This window comes from Aeromonas sp. QDB56, from assembly GCF_027705505.1.
Classification (GTDB): Bacteria; Pseudomonadota; Gammaproteobacteria; order Enterobacterales; family Aeromonadaceae; genus Aeromonas; species Aeromonas caviae.
In genome coordinates this window covers 24,898-39,266 of record NZ_JAPDBZ010000027.1, presented here as the reverse complement: position 1 = coordinate 39,266, position 14,369 = coordinate 24,898, and the positions used below count along the sequence as shown (strand labels likewise).

Sequence of the window (14,369 nt, the reverse complement as noted above, 5' to 3'; positions counted from 1 at the left end):
TGACTCATGATGAACCCTGTTCCATGGCTCCAGATGACAAACATGATCTCATATCAGGGACTTGTTCGCACCTTCCCAAGATCAAAGTGATAAAGCGTATGGCATATGGATTTAGGGACTCAGAATACTTTTTTCTGAAAATCAAGGCGGCCTTCCCCGGAAAGCCGCGATGAACCTTAAATAAGGTGGTGATTCATTCTGGTGGATAAAACCATCACAAAAAGCCGATGAAGGCAGCGTATTGCTTTTCGTCAGGCGGGAATGCGGCCATTGCGCACCAGGGCCCGGCGGATATTTTTGCACATCTTGCCGAAGCGGTTGAGCTCGTCGAAGCTGGGCGGGATGCCGCGATCGATCTGATATTGCCAATAGCAGAGGTCCGTATCCACCAGCTCCATCAGCTTCTTGGGGCAGCCGATGCAGGTGTTGTCCGGCCCGCATTTGAAGGTATCCGGTTGATAGAGCGGAAATTCCGCCTTCACGGCGTCGATGATCTGCTGCATGGCGGTCATGCGGTCCGGCTTTCTGCTCACGGTCTGGCTCCCCGGCGGCTTGTATGGGGGAGTCATTATATCCCTGACAAAATGTGGGCCAATGACGCTTAGGAAGTAGTCCGCCTTGCGTGCACGCCACCGCACCCCGGATCCTGCGCCTGCTTCCCCCTGGTGGTCTCTTCTGTCTGGCGCCGTTTCGGGTCATGGTGAAAGCCCCGAACGAACCACTTTTTGACTGACCCCTCTGGAGGTGTGATGAGACCCTGTGCCCTGCTGTTGCTTTTTCCCCTGGTGTGCCAGGCCGAGGCCAGCCCGAGTGAACCCGTGCAGGAAGGTACCCTGGCCAATCAGCAGCTGATCCGGGATGCCATGGTGGGGGTCGCATCCTGGGTGGCCACCAAGGGGAGTGACGCGCCGGAGCGCTTCGTGCCCGTGGTGTTGCAACTTCCCGAGGGGGAGCCGGGCAGTCGCCACTGGCAGGAGCGCTGGACGGTGACGGGCTGTGGCAACGACTATCCCGTGGTGATCGATTTTCGGGAGACCGGGATGCAAAGCGCCATGTGGACCATTGCTCGATAGGGTCGGTGCCGCCATCTGCGAGCTGCAAAGATGACAACGCCCGGCAAGCCGGGCGTTGGAACAGCGTGAAGGGGAAAGCCCGTCATCAGAAGTCGTGGTAGAGGGGCCAGCCGAGCAGGGGGTGGCGGATCCCGGCGCGCATCTCCATGTTGTCGAGCTTCTCCGGCGAGGCGTCCTCTTTTTGCAACTGCTGGTACTGACGCACAAACCCCAGGGTATGCAGCAGGTTGGGCACAAAGCCCGGGCTCAGCTCTTGGCGCAGGGCGGCGGCCATGTCGGCGGGCAGCGCGCTCAGCATCAGGGTGAGCTGGGCGGCGAGGTAGTCGGTGTCGTACCAGCCCTCGTCGAGCTCAATCTCCCGCGCCAGTTTGCGCTTGAGATCCTGCTTCACCTTGAGGGGGGCGGCGCCACTGCCCTTGCCGCAGAGGATGCGGTAGAGCAGGGCCTCGGCCAGCTTGTCCTCCATGGTGGGGTGGTCGCTCTCGCAGGCGAAGAAGTGCTGGTCGATGAGCTCCATCAGGCGGCTCTTGTTGTGCTCGGTCAGCGCCTTCTCGTACTCCTGCCACCCTTGCCACTCTTCCACATCGGGGGGGCTGGAGATCTTGTCCAAGAGTCGCGCATCCACGTCACCGTAGAGGCTGTTGCCAGCCTGCTTGGGGCTGACGGTGATGAGCATGGACCAGCCCTTCTGGAACGGCTTGATGGGGCCTTCCGGCGCCTGCAACAGGGCCAGTGCCTTGGCCGGGTCCCGTTGGGATAGCTCCTGCAGACCGAGGCTCACCACGCCGATGACGTCGTGGGCCGCTTGCTCCAGCAGGTGCATCTTGTACTTGTTGTAGTACTTGTCGGCGAATTTGAGGCTCATCAGCACCGCCTTGCCCTTGATGGCGGCGAGCTGCTGCTGACTCAAGAGTTCGTTGTCGCGGCCAAAGCGCAGCACCTGGGTCAGAAAGGGGCCCTGGTTGGCATCGCGAATGACTAACTGCATGAATGGGCTCCTTAATCCAGAAAGCTGAACATGTCGTCGACGTCACCGTACTCGTCTTCCTCGACCTTGTTCTTCTCTTTGGCCTGCATCACCAGCTCGGCGGCAAACTTGTTGATGATGCCGTCCCAGGTGGAGTGCTCGTTGCGCAGCAGCGACTTGATGGATTTTTCCACCTCGGGGGCCAGCTCGCGAATGAGCATCAAGAGGCTGCGCGGGTCGTCCAGCGCATAGTCGTGGCTGTCTTCGGCCTGCTGGCGCTCGCTGTAGCGCAGGGACTCTTCGAGATCTTCCTCTTCGGCGTGCAGCACGTCGCGATAACCTTCGTCCTCTTCATAGCGATCGCCGCGATAGAACTCGATAAAGGGGATGGCGAGGTAGAAGAGACCGGCCGGATCCTCGGCCACGCACTCGAGGATCTCCCGCTGCTTGGCTTCGCTCTCCTGGGTGCGGATCAGGTAGTTGAGGAAGTCGAAGGTGTGCTGTTGCAGCTCGTCGGCGTTGTTCTTGATCGCCTCTTCCCAGTAGAGGGGCTGCTGGCAGACGATGTCGCGGATCCGCTCCGGGGTCATCAGCTCGGAGATGATGGAAGGGAAGGAGATGTCGTGCTGGCCGTTGATCTGGGTCAGGGTAACGATATCAATGTTTTCAATCACTTCTGCCAGCTGGTCGTCAGACATGGTCTTGGCGATCAGCTCGAACTTCTCGCTGGCCTGCTTCGGCTCGATGACGGCCAGCTCTTTGATCTCGATGGCGGTAATTTCTATCAGACTGTTGCTCATGCCTTGCCCCAATTAGAAACGGACTTCGTCGTACATATCCTGATCGCCGTCGTCATCACCATAGCGGTCACTGCCGCCGTGGTAGTCGGCGTCGGCATCTTCCCCGTCTTCCTCTTCTTCATCGCGCAACTCATAGTCGTCATCACCGCGGTGGCTGCCGCGGGGCAGCGGGTTGTCCAGGAGGAACAGCACGGCGCAGGCCTCCATCAGCTGATCTTCGCTCTGTGCCCGCACCGCCTTGACCAGGGGCAGGATGGCGTTGTTGAAGCCGACGCTCACCTTGAACTCGTCCCAGGAGGGTTGCTCACCGCTGGCGAGCCACTTGTTCCACTGCGACTTGGCCTTGGGCGGGAACTGCACCCGGCCATAGAGGGCGAGCGGCAGGTATTCGGGCATGAACTCCAGCATGCTCATGTCGGCCAGCAGCAGGGCCTTCATCTGGTCGGTGAACTGCTCGAGCCCCTTGGGGTCGTCCTGATCCCGGTAGGATTCGATGTTCTCGCTGGCATCGCTTTGCAGGGCCTTGAGCCGTGCCTGGTCCCATTTTTTTTGCATAGTTGCTCTTCTTGCCTGGTGGCTCAGGGGTAGAACTGGTCCCACATCTCCTGCATGGCAGCAGCGGGATCGGTCACGATGACGTTGTTGAAATCCTTGATAAAGGCGGCCCGCTGTTTCGGATCGGACAGCACTTCATAAGCCTGCTTTACCTGGTGCAGCCGGGCGGCTGCCTGCTCTTTCTCTTCTTCGCTCGCCCCGTGCAGCTTGTCGGGGTGGTACTGGTTCGACAGCCGTCGATAGGCTTTTTTGATGTCGTTTTCACTGGCATTGGACTTGACGCCCAACACCCGGAAGTAGTTGTTCATGACGGATCCTGCCTCACTGGCATGGTGGAATTCATCCTGTGTCGACCTGGTGGCTGAACGTCGGCAAACCAGGCTCGGCAAAAACCGGAGATTTTAACGGAAAGCCGGCGCCTCTGCCATGAAAGTGCGGTCTTTCTGTACGAAAAGAGCGGGCGGTGCGAGATGGCGGCGGGGCTACACTGGCAGAGGGGGGCGGCAGGCCCCGGCGTTGCCCGGCCCCCTCTTGTCCGAACCATCCGGATTCTGCCGTCACAAGGAGTCATCGCCATGGTCAAGTCCGCGTTTTTCGTGCTCGCGCTGGCAGGCAGTGGCGCCTCTGCCAGCGACATATTGCCCGCCTCGCCGCTGATGGGGGATGTCACCAGGGCCCAGTTCATGGAGCGCGCAGCCCAGCGCTTCGCCTTGCAGGACAAGAACGGTGACGGCGTGCTGTCGGTTGCCGAGAAAGAGGCCAACCTGGCAAAGCTGGCTGGCGTGATGCAACAGGCTGGCAAGCCGGTCCCGGAGCGGATGAGCCAGCTCAAGCCGTCGCGGGAGACCACCAGGGCCCAGTTCATGGCGCGGTAGGAGGCGCTCTTCTCTCGCCTGGACAAGAACGGTGACGGGGTGATCGGGGAGTCTGAGCGTCTCGACATCAAGGCCAATCTGGAGAAGCGGGCGATGGAGGCCGCCCAATAGGGCGGGTTGTCAGCCCTCCGATGAAAAAGAGCCCGGTAGCGATACCGGGCTCTTTGCATCTCTGGCATGAAGGGGGGCTACCAGCTTGCCCAGAGCAGCCGCAACCTGAGCCCCCAGGCGCTGCTCCAGCCGGTGGTGCTGCTCACCAGAGCCCCATCCTTGATGACGAGGAAGGTCGGCGTCACCCCCACCTGCCAGCGGGCGGCCAGATCTCCGGACTCGTCGTTGTGGGTGGGGAAGGTCAGCCCCTTCTTCGCCATCCCGGCGCGCAACTGGTCATCGCTGCCGGAGCGCAGTGCCACCGTCAGCACATTTTCACCCTCCTGCCAGAGCTGCTCCACCGTGGGAGTGGTGAAGCGGCACACCCCGCACCAGCTGGCCCAGTAGTAGACCAGCAGGGGCTTGCCGCGGCTCTGCTCGGTCAGAGTGGTGGTGGTGCCGTCCTGCAGGGTGAAGGGGGCCTCCATGGCCCCCGCCGGCAGCGTGGGGCTGCGCCACAGATCCACCAGGGTGGTGATGACAAGCGCCATCAGCAGCAGCCAGAGCGCCTCCTTGCCCCAGCGGCGCCAGCGGGGGGCCTTTATGCCTGCATCCTCGGCCATGGCTTAGCTCCGCTTGGCCAGCTCGGCTTTGACCAGCTGCTCCAGCTCGTCATAGGGAATGGCACCTGGCACCAGCTGGTTGCCGATAAGGGTCGCCGGGGTGCCTTGCACGCCGAGCAGGGTACCGATGCGCAGGCTGTTGCGCAGCTCTTCGGTGGCCTTGCCTGCGGGCTTGAGGGTCAGGTTGTCGGTGGCGGCCAGCGCCTTGTTGATGTCCGTCTCGGTCAGCATCCCCTGCTTGCTCATGAGCTTGTCGTGCAGGGGGAGGAAGCGGGCAGGATCCTGTTGCCACAGGGTCAGGCTGTACTGGGCCGCCTTGGCGGAGGTCTGCCCCTTGAACGGCAGCAGCTTGATCACCAGCCCCAGATCGTCCGGATAGGCCGCGAGCAGCTTGGCGACCGCCGGGTCGAACTGCTTGCAGTAGGGGCAGTTGTAGTCGGTGAACAGCACCAGGGTCAGCTTGGGATGCTTGGCACCGAGGCGCGGGCTGGTGGGGCTGTTGAACAGCACATCCTGGTTGCCCTTGATGAAGTCACCCATCTGGGCCTGCTGGGTCGCGGCGTTCTGCTTCTCCCAGGATTCGGCTGCCTCGTCGAGGATCCCGGGGTTGGCGATCAGGGTCTCGCGAATGAGTTCCTTGATGCGGGCCTCCTGCTCCGGGGTGAAGGGGGCGGCGTGCAGCGTGGGGGTGCCCAGGGTGGCGGCTACCAGGGCGGTGCAGAGGGTCAGGGTTCGCAGTCTCATGGCATTCTCCTTAGAAATGGGTGGCATCGGCCCGAACGAGGCCGGCCTTGTGCAAGCTGTCGAGCAAGTCGGCCTTGTCCAGCAGGGGAGAGAGGATCTCCCCTTCCGGCAGGCCGGGCCCGTAGATCTGGTTGAAGGGAACGGCGGCGGCGCCGCGATGGCGCAGGAAGACGGAGATAGCATCGCTCGGCCGGCTCCAATCGCCGCGAAGGGCCACCACGCCCGGGGCCGACAGGGCGCGCTGCACCTCGTCACGCAGCAGCACGTTGTATTTGTTGGCCTTGCAGGTGACGCACCAGTCGGCGGTGACATCCACGAAGACCCGCTTGTTCTGGGCCAGGGCGTCGGCGATGGCCTGCTCGGAGAGCGGCTGCCAGGCGATGCGATCGACGCTGCCACTCCCTTTCACCGTGAGGGCGCCCCCCAGCAGCAGGGCGCCGCCGATGAGTGCCGAGAGGGAGAGGGCCAGCGTGAAACCGCGCAGGCCATAACGCCAGAGGATGCCCATCAGCAGCGCCAGCACCATGGCGGCCATCAGCCAGCCGGTGGCCGTGGTGCCCAGATGGTTGCCAAGCAGGCTCGCCAGCCAGAGGCTGGAGCCCAGCATCATCAGCCCGAGCAGGATGCGCAGTCGCCCCATCCAGCGCCCCGGTTTGGGCAGCCAGAGGGCAAGGCGCGGCAGGGCCGCCACCAGCAGCCAGGGCAGGCTCATGCCAAGGCCGAGGGCGGTGAAGATGAGCCAGAGCTGGCCGAGCGGCGCCGCCAGTGCAAAGGCCACCGCGGTGCCAAGGAAGGGGCCCGAGCAGGGGGTCGCGAGCAGGGTGGCGAAACTCCCCTGCAGGAAGTGACCGCCGAGCCCCTTGCCGCCGCGGGTGGCGAGGCGAGTGCTGAGACTGCTGGGCAACCTTATCTCGAACAGCCCCAGCAGGTTGGCGCAAAACAGCAGGGTCACCGCCACCATGAAGCCGATGAAACCGGCGCTCTGGAACTGGATCCCCCAGCCGACCGCCCCTTGTGTGGCGCGCAGCAGGCTGCTCATGGCCGCCAGCACCCAGAAGGAGGTGATTATCCCGGCGCTGGCGGCGAGGAACTGTTTGCGCACGCCTCCTTGTTCGCGCCCCTGCTGCTGCAACACGGTGCCGAGTTTCAGGGCCAGTACCGGCAGCACGCAGGGCATCAGGTTGAGGATGAGACCGCCGAGCAGCGCCGCCCCCAGCAGCCAGATGAGAGGCTGGCCTGGGGCTGGCAAGGTGAGGGGCCCGGCGATGGTGGCGCGGGTCTGCCAGGCCTGCTCGCCGCTGGTGAGCAGCAGGCCGAGGGATTGACCACGCAAGTCAGGGGCATCCCCCTGCCAGCCGTCGCTGACCGGCACCCGGGCAATCAGGGTGGTGCCGTTCACCTCGAGCGCGGGCTTGCCGAACTCGGCCCCCTCCAGCGCATCGATGAAGAGCGCAGGCTCCTGCCACCCCTCGACCCGCTCGGCCCGCAGTTGCAGCAGGTTGTGCTGGTAGCCGAGCTCGACCCGGGTGTCGGCGGGCAGCGTCTGTGGCAGGGTGCTCATGGCCCGGGCCCAGGCGAAGTCGAAACCGGCCGGCGCCTGCCCATCCGCCGCCAGGGTGAAGGGGTAGTCGGTCAGGATGCAGACATTGCTGCAGGTGGAGAGGCGCAAGGTGCCCTTGAGCGGCTGCCCGGCCGGGTAGCCCAGGCTCAGGGGGAAGCGTACCTGCTCCTGATAGCCCTGGGTGTTGAGCCCGGCCACCTCGAAGGGACGCGGCGTGGGCCAGTGCCACTGGAAGTCGCCGACCGGCTCATCCCACAGGATCTGGGGCGCTATGCCCCCTTCACCCGGGCTGTGCCAGTAGGTCTTCCAGCCTGACTCCAGCTGGACATCGAGCAGGATGCGGGTCTGATCCGGGACGCTGCGGTCGGCTTGCAGCCTGACCTTGGCGTGACTGTTCTGGGGGCGGGTGAGCCACCCCGTATCGCTGGCCAATCCGCTGGATTGCCACAGCAGGCTGCCCAGTAGCAGGGCCGCCTTGAAGAGATTCGACATGTGTTGGGTCTCGCAAAAAAATGAGTGACAGCAGGCTGAAAAAGCGCGGCTGAACTCATTCCCGCCAGACGCAGAGGGTGAGGTGCAGTCGCCGCTCTGGCGGCGAGACATTGATGGGGGGAGGCAGTGCCGGCGCGCGCCGTGACAGGGGCACCAGCAGGGCAATCACGAAGGCGATGGCGAAGAAGAGTTGCTCCACGCACAGCAGACTGGCGGCGCTCAGCCACTTGCCGTTGAGCTGGCAGCTATTGGGCTGCACACTGGCGGGCGTGCCCTTGTCGGCCTGGTCGTCGGCTGAGGCGAACTGGGGCAGGGTCTGGCAACTCACGGCGTGATCGAGCAGGGCGAGGCGGGCCAGCGGCTGGGCCGCGCAATTGAGCACCAGCAGGCAGACCAGCAGCAGGAGTCGTGTCGCCGCGCGTTGTTGCAAAATCATGCTCGCCCCGTTCATCAAGATGGCCACATCCTAGCGGGCAATGGCGGGTGGGGCAAGCCGGGGTGGCCGGTGGCGTCCGGGGCTGGTCGGTTCTGTCTGGCGAACGCTTGTTCGCTAAAAGGGGGACCAGTATACTGCGCCGAGTCAAATTCCGAGGTGTTCGATGCTCAAACTTGCCCGTGTGCTGCTGCTGGCACTGCTGCTCGTCTTCTGGTTCCTGTTCGGCCTGTTGCTTTGTCTGGTGCGCCCGCGCCACCCGAACAACGTCTATGTCTTTGCCCGCATGTATCATGCGGTCTGCCCGCTGATCGGCCTCAAGGTCCGGGTGACGGTGGCCGACGAGGTCAAATCGGTGGGGCCGGCGGTCTACGTCTGCAATCACCAGAGCAACTACGACATCTTCACCGTGACCGGCGCCGTGCAGCCCGGCGTGGTGGCGGTGGGCAAGAAGAGCCTGCTGTGGCTCCCCTTCTTCGGTCTCATCTTCTGGCTCTCCGGCAACGTGCTGATCGACCGCTCCAACCGCTCCCGCGCCATCGGCACCATCGGCCAGGTGGTGGATCGCATCAAGCATCGCGGCACCTCCATCTGGATGTTCCCGGAGGGGACCCGCTCCCAGGGGCGTGGTCTGCTGCCGTTCAAGGCGGGGGCCTTCCACACTGCCGTCCAGGCCGAGGTGCCCGTGGTGCCCATCGTCTGCTCCAGCTACTTCGGTCAGGTCGATCTCAACCGCTGGGACAACGGCGAGGTGCTGCTGGAGGTGATGGCCCCGGTGTGCAGCAAGGAGCACGGCGCCGCCGGCATCCGCGAGCTCTCCGACACCTGCCGGGAGAAGATGGAAGCCAAGCTGGCGGAGCTGGATGGCAAGCTTGGCCATCGGCCGGCGGCCTGAGCCCGGTTGCAGAGAAGAGAGGGAGCCGCTGGCTCCCTTTTTTATTGGTGAAAATCACCATCTTGTTGGTTTTTTTCACCACGCTGTATCCAATGGACATCCATCGTTAACTTTCATCTAATTGTAAATAAAGGAAAAAATATTCTGGCACGGCTCTTGTAATGTCATGGGAAGAGAGTGACACCCCATCAACAAGGAGCCAGACCATGAGCGTATTCAGCCGCCTGACCGACGTGATCAATGCCAACCTGCACAGCCTGCTAGACAAGAGCGAAGAGCCGGAGAAGATGCTGCGGCTGATGATCGAGGAGATGGAGCAGGTCCAGGTCGAGATGAGAACCCAGGCCGCCCGCGTCATCGCCGAACAGAAACAGTTGGAGCGCCATCAGCAGGCGCTGCGCAACCAGATCCAGGAGTGGGCAGCCAAGGCCGAACTCGCCATCCAGAAGGGCCGCGAAGATCTGGCCCGTGCCGCCCTCACCGAGAAGCTGGCGGAGATGAAGCAGTGCGAGCGGCTGGAAGAGGACAAGGCGCGGGTGGCCGAGGTGCTGGCCCAGCTCACCACCGACAGCGAGCGACTGGCGGCCAAGCTGACCGAGGCGCGGGAGAAGCAGAAGATGCTGACCCTGCGCGAGCAGACCGCCCACAGCCGCATCCGCGCCCGTGCCCAGGTGGACAACCAGCGCATGCACGAGCTGGTGGCCCGCTTCGACGGCTTCCAGAACCGGGTCGATCAGCTGGAGGCCCAGCTGGAGGCGGCGACCCTGGGGCAGAATCCGTCCCTCGAGGCCCAGTTCCGCGAGCTGGAGCTGAACGACGAGATTGAGCGGGAACTGGCCCGGCTCAAGGGTCAGAAGGTGGAGGCATAACCATGACACCCTGGCCCAAGGATCTCGCCCATCGCAAGCTGACCGGGGTCTGCGCCGGTCTTGCCAGAGGGCTGGGGGTGTCCAGAGTGACGGTGCGGGTGGTGGCCCTGCTCGCCCTGATCCTGATGCCGCCGCTGGCCCTGGCGCTCTATCTGGTGGGGGTGCTCGTCATGCCTCCCCGCCGTGAACTTCAACGCTGGCTGGGGTGATCTCCGGATCGCCCCGTCGGCAAGTGCAAGCCCGTGAGGAGCACAACATGCTGGAATTTATCGTCTTGATCCTGGTGCTGATCGGCATGGCGCTGACCGGATTCACCGTGCTGGCCATGCTGCTGGTGAGCGGGGTCTTCGTGCTGTTTGGCGCCCTGGCCGGCATGTTTGCCCTCATCATCAAGCTGGCGCCCTGGTTGCTGGTGGTGCTGGTGGTGTGCTGGCTACTCAGCAACAGGCGCAAGCAGTCGAACACCTACCGTTAAGCCCCCCTGATTTCGCATCCTTCCTTGGCCACTGCTTGCAGTGGCCCTTTTTATGGGGGCGACACAGGGTCGGTGTGCGGGGTGGCAAGCCAGGAAAGGCCCCAGCCGTGCCACAGCACCGGCTCGTGTACCAGGCGCTCCTTGAACGCCTTGCTCTGCTGCTTGAGGCGGTACTCGAGGCGCAGCGCCTCGGGTTTGCCGGGGACTTCCTGCTGCCATACCAGGGAGAGGGGTCCCTTGCCGCGCAGGGCTCTGGCCCCCTTGCCGCTCTGGTGCTGACGCAGTCGCCGCTCGGGATCCGTGCTGATCCCCGCATAGAGTGCCCCGGTGCCGGTGCGCACCAGATAGACAAACCAGCGGGAGGGAGTGGTGGTGGCGAGGGTCATGAGGTGCGCCACCTGGCCCGCTGGCGCCCAAGCCGGTGCAGGGGCAGCAGGCTCACCAGCAGGCCGGCCCAGACGAAGGCAAAGCCCACGGATTTCACCGGATCCGGGATCTCGCCAAACCAGAAGAGGGCGAGCAGGAAGGCGAGGCTCGGCTCTATGTATTGCAGCAGCCCCACCGTGCTCATGGGCGTGCGCGCCACCGCATAGCAGAACAGCCCCACCGGCAGCAGGGTGGCGGGGGCACTGCCCATCAGCAGCAGGCGCTCGGTCCAGTCACCAGCCATAAACTGGCTGGTGCCCTGCAAGGTCAGCCAGCCGATGATCAGCAGGGCGACGGGCAACTGCACCAGGGACTCCAGATAGAGGCTGGTACCGGCGTCCAGTCTCACCTTCTTCTTGATGAGGCCGTAGAGGGCGAAGTTGGCCCCCATCACGAGGGAGAACCAGGGCAGCTCGCCGTAGGAGAAGAGCATGTAGGCGAGCCCCGCCAGGGCGAGCGTCACCGCCAGGTGTTTTTGCGGGGTGAGCTTCTCTTTGAGGAAGAGCACCGCAAAGGCGATGTTGAACAGCGGGGTCATGAAGAAGGCGAGGCTGGTGGCCAGCACCTGGCCCGTGGTCAGGCACCAGGTGAACATGCACCAGCTGATGGACATCACGGGGCCCGCCAGCAGCACAAGGCCGAGCTGCCGGGGATCGCCGCGCAGGGCCCCCCAGGGTACCCGATGGCCGAGGAGCAGAAGCAGGCCTCCCAGCAGCACCACGGACCAGAGCACCCGGTGGGAGAGCAGTTCCCACATGTTGATCTCGGGCATGAACTGGTAATAGAGGGGCAGCATGCCCCACAGCACGAATGAGAGGGCCGCGCTGCCGGTGCCCATCCAGTTCTTCATCTCTCTCCGTTTATTAAACTAAACAATGGCGGCTGCATGATAAGTATCCGCCGCTCCTTTCACAAGCGGGAGCGGGGAGAAAACTCTGGTACTATCGGGCCCATGAACCGACTCGATCCCCTGTTTGAACAGATCCGGGCCTGCCGCCTGTGCGAGGCCCACCTGCCGCTCGGCCCAAGGCCGGTGATCCGCGGCAACGAGCGCGCCCGTTTGCTCATCATCGGCCAGGCCCCCGGCACCCGGGTACACGCCAGCGGCATCCCCTGGGACGATCCCTCCGGCGATCGACTGCGCTTGTGGCTCGGGGTGGACAAGGCCACCTTTTACGATGAATCCCGCATCGCCATCATGCCCATGGGGCTCTGTTACCCCGGCAGGGGCAAGTCGGGGGATCTGCCGCCGCGCCCGGAATGTGCCCCCACCTGGCACGACAAGGTTCTGATGCTGCTGCCCAACATCGAGCTGACCCTGCTCATCGGCCAGTATGCGCAGGCTTACTACCTGAGGGCGGCGGCGAAAGGATCGCTCACCGAGACGGTGCGACACTGGGCGGACTATGGCCCGGCCTGGTTGCCGCTTCCGCACCCGTCCCCGCGCAACACCCTCTGGCTCAGGAAGAACCCCTGGTTCGAGCAGGGGGTGATCCCCCATCTGCAGCAGCGGGTCGCCCCCCTGCTTGACCCGGCAGGCTAGAGCGCCGGCTCGGCCTGGGGTTTGGGCTTGCTGCGGGCCATGGCGACCAGCGGCAGTATGATGCACAGGCACCCCAGCAGCAGCGGCAGCCCCGGCTGTTCGTCAAACAGCCAGACCCCGATGGCGACCGCCATCAGCAGCCCGGTGTACTCCGCCGAGGCGATCTTGCTTGCCTCCGCCTTGCGATAGGCCATCACGCACAGCCCCGCGTAGACCATGATGAGCGCCGAGGAGCCGAAGGCGGGCCACCACATCTGCCATTGCCACTCGCCCCCTTCCCACCAGGCCAGCGCCAGGATGAAGGGCATGCTCAGCACATTGGTGAAAAACAGGGTCTGGGCGATGGGCTGCTGGAGCGGGATGCGCTTGATCAGCAGGTTGTTGACCGCCAGGGAGAGCGCCACCCCGAGCGCCGCCAGGGCGGCCCAGTTTACCTCGGTCGGGCGCAGCACGATGAGCACTCCGACGAAGCCGAGCAGCGCCGTCAGCACCTTCTGGCGCGAGAGTGCCTCCCCCGCCAGCCAGACCGCGAGCGGCACCATCAGCAGCGGGGCGGCATAGAAGAGGGCGTTGGCGGTGGCGAGCGGCAGCCGGGTGAGGGCGACCACCATCAGGCAGACACCGACGGCCCAGATATGGGCCCGCAGCAGGTGCCACTTGAGGGCTACCGGCGGGTTGCGCCGCCAGGACCAGAGCAGCCAGGGGGCGAGCAGCAGGGCCGCGGAGAGCTGGCGGAAAAAGACAAATTGGAAGATGGGCTGGTCCGGCTCCAGCACCTTGACCAGGGCATCGGAGAAGACCGCCACCATGTTGCCGAGCACCAGATAGAGGATGCCTATTCCGACTGCATTCATACCACCTCCAGATTCAGATGAGGGGAGGGTAGCCCGCGGCCTGTTATCCAGTAAAATGATAAAAAATCATCACGCATGAGAAATTTGGATAATGAAGCTGCCCCCCCTGCGCGCCGTTCAATATTTCGAGGTGGTTGCCCGCCTGCTGAGTTTTTCCCGCGCCGCCCTGGAGCTCAATGTCAGCCAGAGTGCGGTCAGTCACCAGATCCGTCTGCTGGAGGATTTTCTGGGGGAGCGGCTGCTGCTGCGCCAGGGGCGGCTGCTCTCCCTGACGCCCCAGGGGGAGATCTATTTCGAGGGGATCGCCGCCGGGCTGGTCCAGATTGCCCAGAGCAGCGAGCAGTTGCGCGGCGGCGGCGAGATGCGGGTGCGGCTCGCGGTCTACAGCTCCTTTGCGGTGAAGTGGCTGATCCCGCGCCTGGCCGGGCTGCGCCAGCTCTATCCAGAGCTGGATCTCAGCCTGGAGATGGTGGCGGAAGACCCCGAGCTCTCCGACAGGGTGGCGGACGGTTTCATCACCGTCTCCCCCGAAGGGCCGGGCTACATGCACGATCTGCTCTATCGGGAGCGGCTGATGCCGGTGTGCAGTCGCCGGATGTGGCAGCAGGTGGAAGGGGAGTGGCCCGCCACCCTGTGGCAGTTGCCGCTGCTCTCCATCCAGGCTATCTACCGCGAGAAGGGGGAAGATTGGCGGCGCTGGGCCGAAATGGGGGGGCTGACTATTCCCCCCGAGGCGAGGGTGCACCATTTCAGCCATATCCTGCTCGCGCTGGAGGCGGCGAACTGGGACCAGGGAATGGCGCTCATCAATGACTACATGTTGCAGCCGGAAGATCCGCGTCTGGTGCGGCTGCCCCTGCACGCCCTCGAGACCGGCGACAACTTCTATTTCGTCTTCAAGCGCTCGCGCGCCCATGAACCCGCCATCAGCCGGTTGCGTCAGTGGCTGTGGCAGGAGTCGCAGGCGAGCCTGAGACCCGGGGAAAACGAGCCTCTCAGGCGCGTCTGAACGGGCTGGGCGCCCTAATGCAGAATGGACGGCACAGCCCACGACGAAGGTGTCTGATTCGGGAGGCCTGATGGCACTGGCGAGA

General features: G+C 64.0%; 20 protein-coding genes. 8 read left to right on the top strand and 12 right to left on the bottom strand.

Annotated features, from left to right (window positions below; translation table 11 throughout):
- Nucleotides 1-251: 251 nt before the first annotated feature.
- Entirely contained in the window at nucleotides 252-503 is a 252-nt protein-coding gene (locus OKB81_RS06765) for a hypothetical protein (RefSeq protein ID WP_039039818.1), read from the bottom strand.
- Nucleotides 504-749: 246 nt separating this feature from the next.
- Here OKB81_RS06765 and OKB81_RS06760 point away from each other — a divergent pair, with 246 nt between their 5' ends.
- Entirely contained in the window at nucleotides 750-1,073 is a 324-nt protein-coding gene (locus OKB81_RS06760) for a hypothetical protein (protein ID WP_160837532.1), read from the top strand.
- Nucleotides 1,074-1,158: 85 nt separating this feature from the next.
- Here OKB81_RS06760 and atcC read toward each other — a convergent pair whose 3' ends face one another.
- From atcC to atcJ, 4 genes are read right to left on the bottom strand one after another with little or no spacing between them, the layout of a single operon-like run.
- Nucleotides 1,159-2,061: a cold adaptation protein AtcC gene (atcC, locus tag OKB81_RS06755; RefSeq protein ID WP_160837531.1), complete on the bottom strand. Its 903-nt coding sequence runs from the start codon at nucleotides 2,059-2,061 to the stop codon at nucleotides 1,159-1,161.
- Between the two features lie 11 nt (nucleotides 2,062-2,072).
- Nucleotides 2,073-2,840, bottom strand: a complete 768-nt coding sequence (atcB, locus tag OKB81_RS06750; protein ID WP_010672787.1) for a cold adaptation protein AtcB — start codon at nucleotides 2,838-2,840, stop codon at nucleotides 2,073-2,075.
- Between the two features lie 12 nt (nucleotides 2,841-2,852).
- On the bottom strand, nucleotides 2,853-3,395 hold the full coding sequence (atcA, locus tag OKB81_RS06745) for a cold adaptation protein AtcA (protein WP_128296340.1): 543 nt from the start codon (nucleotides 3,393-3,395) through the stop codon (nucleotides 2,853-2,855).
- 23 nt (nucleotides 3,396-3,418) lie between these two features.
- Nucleotides 3,419-3,703 (bottom strand): cold adaptation protein ActJcold adaptation protein ActJ, encoded by a 285-nt coding sequence (atcJ, locus tag OKB81_RS06740; RefSeq protein ID WP_024943298.1) that lies wholly within the window; start codon nucleotides 3,701-3,703, stop codon nucleotides 3,419-3,421.
- 267 nt (nucleotides 3,704-3,970) lie between these two features.
- Between atcJ and OKB81_RS06735 the strand changes: the two genes are divergently transcribed.
- Nucleotides 3,971-4,270: an EF-hand domain-containing protein gene (locus OKB81_RS06735; protein WP_234888587.1), complete on the top strand. Its 300-nt coding sequence runs from the start codon at nucleotides 3,971-3,973 to the stop codon at nucleotides 4,268-4,270.
- A 188-nt stretch (nucleotides 4,271-4,458) separates the two neighbouring features.
- Here OKB81_RS06735 and OKB81_RS06730 read toward each other — a convergent pair whose 3' ends face one another.
- The 4 genes from OKB81_RS06730 to OKB81_RS06715 are packed head-to-tail and all read right to left on the bottom strand — an operon-like array spanning nucleotide 4,459 to nucleotide 8,216.
- On the bottom strand, nucleotides 4,459-4,983 hold the full coding sequence (locus OKB81_RS06730; protein WP_052814378.1) for a protein disulfide oxidoreductase: 525 nt from the start codon (nucleotides 4,981-4,983) through the stop codon (nucleotides 4,459-4,461).
- Nucleotides 4,984-4,986: 3 nt separating this feature from the next.
- Nucleotides 4,987-5,727, bottom strand: coding sequence for a DsbA family protein (locus OKB81_RS06725; RefSeq protein WP_010672791.1), 741 nt, complete (start codon nucleotides 5,725-5,727; stop codon nucleotides 4,987-4,989).
- 10 nt (nucleotides 5,728-5,737) lie between these two features.
- On the bottom strand, nucleotides 5,738-7,780 hold the full coding sequence (locus tag OKB81_RS06720; RefSeq protein ID WP_270805155.1) for a protein-disulfide reductase DsbD family protein: 2,043 nt from the start codon (nucleotides 7,778-7,780) through the stop codon (nucleotides 5,738-5,740).
- A gap of 55 nt (nucleotides 7,781-7,835) precedes the next feature.
- Nucleotides 7,836-8,216: a hypothetical protein gene (locus OKB81_RS06715; RefSeq protein ID WP_039039817.1), complete on the bottom strand. Its 381-nt coding sequence runs from the start codon at nucleotides 8,214-8,216 to the stop codon at nucleotides 7,836-7,838.
- Between the two features lie 163 nt (nucleotides 8,217-8,379).
- On the opposite strand from OKB81_RS06715, the gene OKB81_RS06710 reads away from it, so the two are divergent.
- From OKB81_RS06710 to pspG, 4 genes are all read left to right on the top strand, one after another.
- Nucleotides 8,380-9,108, top strand: a complete 729-nt coding sequence (locus OKB81_RS06710; RefSeq protein WP_039039739.1) for a 1-acylglycerol-3-phosphate O-acyltransferase — start codon at nucleotides 8,380-8,382, stop codon at nucleotides 9,106-9,108.
- Nucleotides 9,109-9,314: 206 nt separating this feature from the next.
- Complete coding sequence (gene pspA, locus OKB81_RS06705; protein WP_160837529.1) at nucleotides 9,315-9,977, top strand: phage shock protein PspA; 663 nt, start codon at nucleotides 9,315-9,317, stop codon at nucleotides 9,975-9,977.
- Nucleotides 9,978-9,979: 2 nt separating this feature from the next.
- Nucleotides 9,980-10,186, top strand: a complete 207-nt coding sequence (locus OKB81_RS06700) for a PspC domain-containing protein (protein WP_010672796.1) — start codon at nucleotides 9,980-9,982, stop codon at nucleotides 10,184-10,186.
- A 47-nt stretch (nucleotides 10,187-10,233) separates the two neighbouring features.
- A complete protein-coding gene (gene pspG, locus OKB81_RS06695) occupies nucleotides 10,234-10,452 on the top strand; it encodes an envelope stress response protein PspG (protein WP_010672797.1) in 219 nt (72 codons plus the stop codon).
- Nucleotides 10,453-10,502: 50 nt separating this feature from the next.
- Here the strand turns inward: pspG and OKB81_RS06690 are convergent, their stop codons facing one another.
- Together OKB81_RS06690 and rarD are read right to left on the bottom strand one after the other, a co-directional pair.
- Nucleotides 10,503-10,838, bottom strand: a complete 336-nt coding sequence (locus tag OKB81_RS06690) for a GIY-YIG nuclease family protein (protein ID WP_160837528.1) — start codon at nucleotides 10,836-10,838, stop codon at nucleotides 10,503-10,505.
- Nucleotides 10,835-11,728, bottom strand: coding sequence for an EamA family transporter RarD (rarD, locus tag OKB81_RS06685; RefSeq protein ID WP_160837527.1), 894 nt, complete (start codon nucleotides 11,726-11,728; stop codon nucleotides 10,835-10,837). The genes OKB81_RS06690 and rarD overlap by 4 nt, the downstream gene beginning before the upstream one ends.
- A 102-nt stretch (nucleotides 11,729-11,830) precedes the next feature.
- On the opposite strand from rarD, the gene OKB81_RS06680 reads away from it, so the two are divergent.
- Nucleotides 11,831-12,421, top strand: coding sequence for a uracil-DNA glycosylase family protein (locus tag OKB81_RS06680; protein WP_041214394.1), 591 nt, complete (start codon nucleotides 11,831-11,833; stop codon nucleotides 12,419-12,421).
- Here OKB81_RS06680 and OKB81_RS06675 read toward each other — a convergent pair.
- Nucleotides 12,418-13,275 (bottom strand): DMT family transporter, encoded by an 858-nt coding sequence (locus OKB81_RS06675; RefSeq protein WP_010672801.1) that lies wholly within the window; start codon nucleotides 13,273-13,275, stop codon nucleotides 12,418-12,420. The two genes, OKB81_RS06680 and OKB81_RS06675, sit on opposite strands and share 4 nt — an antisense overlap.
- 91 nt (nucleotides 13,276-13,366) lie before the next feature.
- On the opposite strand from OKB81_RS06675, the gene OKB81_RS06670 reads away from it, so the two are divergent.
- On the top strand, nucleotides 13,367-14,284 hold the full coding sequence (locus tag OKB81_RS06670) for a LysR substrate-binding domain-containing protein (protein WP_042014956.1): 918 nt from the start codon (nucleotides 13,367-13,369) through the stop codon (nucleotides 14,282-14,284).
- Nucleotides 14,285-14,369: the final 85 nt, after the last annotated feature.

What these genes read in the sequence shown, in the direction of transcription:
- OKB81_RS06765 (WP_039039818.1), bottom strand. Translation starts at nt 503, where the DNA reads ATGCAGCAGATCATCGACGCCGTGAAGGCGGAATTTCCGCTCTATCAA.
- OKB81_RS06760 (WP_160837532.1), top strand. Translation starts at nt 750, where the DNA reads ATGAGACCCTGTGCCCTGCTGTTGCTTTTTCCCCTGGTGTGCCAGGCC.
- atcC (WP_160837531.1), bottom strand. Translation starts at nt 2,061, where the DNA reads ATGCAGTTAGTCATTCGCGATGCCAACCAGGGCCCCTTTCTGACCCAG.
- atcB (WP_010672787.1), bottom strand. Translation starts at nt 2,840, where the DNA reads ATGAGCAACAGTCTGATAGAAATTACCGCCATCGAGATCAAAGAGCTG.
- atcA (WP_128296340.1), bottom strand. Translation starts at nt 3,395, where the DNA reads ATGCAAAAAAAATGGGACCAGGCACGGCTCAAGGCCCTGCAAAGCGAT.
- atcJ (WP_024943298.1), bottom strand. Translation starts at nt 3,703, where the DNA reads ATGAACAACTACTTCCGGGTGTTGGGCGTCAAGTCCAATGCCAGTGAA.
- OKB81_RS06735 (WP_234888587.1), top strand. Translation starts at nt 3,971, where the DNA reads ATGGTCAAGTCCGCGTTTTTCGTGCTCGCGCTGGCAGGCAGTGGCGCC.
- OKB81_RS06730 (WP_052814378.1), bottom strand. Translation starts at nt 4,983, where the DNA reads ATGGCCGAGGATGCAGGCATAAAGGCCCCCCGCTGGCGCCGCTGGGGC.
- OKB81_RS06725 (WP_010672791.1), bottom strand. Translation starts at nt 5,727, where the DNA reads ATGAGACTGCGAACCCTGACCCTCTGCACCGCCCTGGTAGCCGCCACC.
- OKB81_RS06720 (WP_270805155.1), bottom strand. Translation starts at nt 7,780, where the DNA reads ATGTCGAATCTCTTCAAGGCGGCCCTGCTACTGGGCAGCCTGCTGTGG.
- OKB81_RS06715 (WP_039039817.1), bottom strand. Translation starts at nt 8,216, where the DNA reads ATGATTTTGCAACAACGCGCGGCGACACGACTCCTGCTGCTGGTCTGC.
- OKB81_RS06710 (WP_039039739.1), top strand. Translation starts at nt 8,380, where the DNA reads ATGCTCAAACTTGCCCGTGTGCTGCTGCTGGCACTGCTGCTCGTCTTC.
- pspA (WP_160837529.1), top strand. Translation starts at nt 9,315, where the DNA reads ATGAGCGTATTCAGCCGCCTGACCGACGTGATCAATGCCAACCTGCAC.
- OKB81_RS06700 (WP_010672796.1), top strand. Translation starts at nt 9,980, where the DNA reads ATGACACCCTGGCCCAAGGATCTCGCCCATCGCAAGCTGACCGGGGTC.
- pspG (WP_010672797.1), top strand. Translation starts at nt 10,234, where the DNA reads ATGCTGGAATTTATCGTCTTGATCCTGGTGCTGATCGGCATGGCGCTG.
- OKB81_RS06690 (WP_160837528.1), bottom strand. Translation starts at nt 10,838, where the DNA reads ATGACCCTCGCCACCACCACTCCCTCCCGCTGGTTTGTCTATCTGGTG.
- rarD (WP_160837527.1), bottom strand. Translation starts at nt 11,728, where the DNA reads ATGAAGAACTGGATGGGCACCGGCAGCGCGGCCCTCTCATTCGTGCTG.
- OKB81_RS06680 (WP_041214394.1), top strand. Translation starts at nt 11,831, where the DNA reads ATGAACCGACTCGATCCCCTGTTTGAACAGATCCGGGCCTGCCGCCTG.
- OKB81_RS06675 (WP_010672801.1), bottom strand. Translation starts at nt 13,275, where the DNA reads ATGAATGCAGTCGGAATAGGCATCCTCTATCTGGTGCTCGGCAACATG.
- OKB81_RS06670 (WP_042014956.1), top strand. Translation starts at nt 13,367, where the DNA reads ATGAAGCTGCCCCCCCTGCGCGCCGTTCAATATTTCGAGGTGGTTGCC.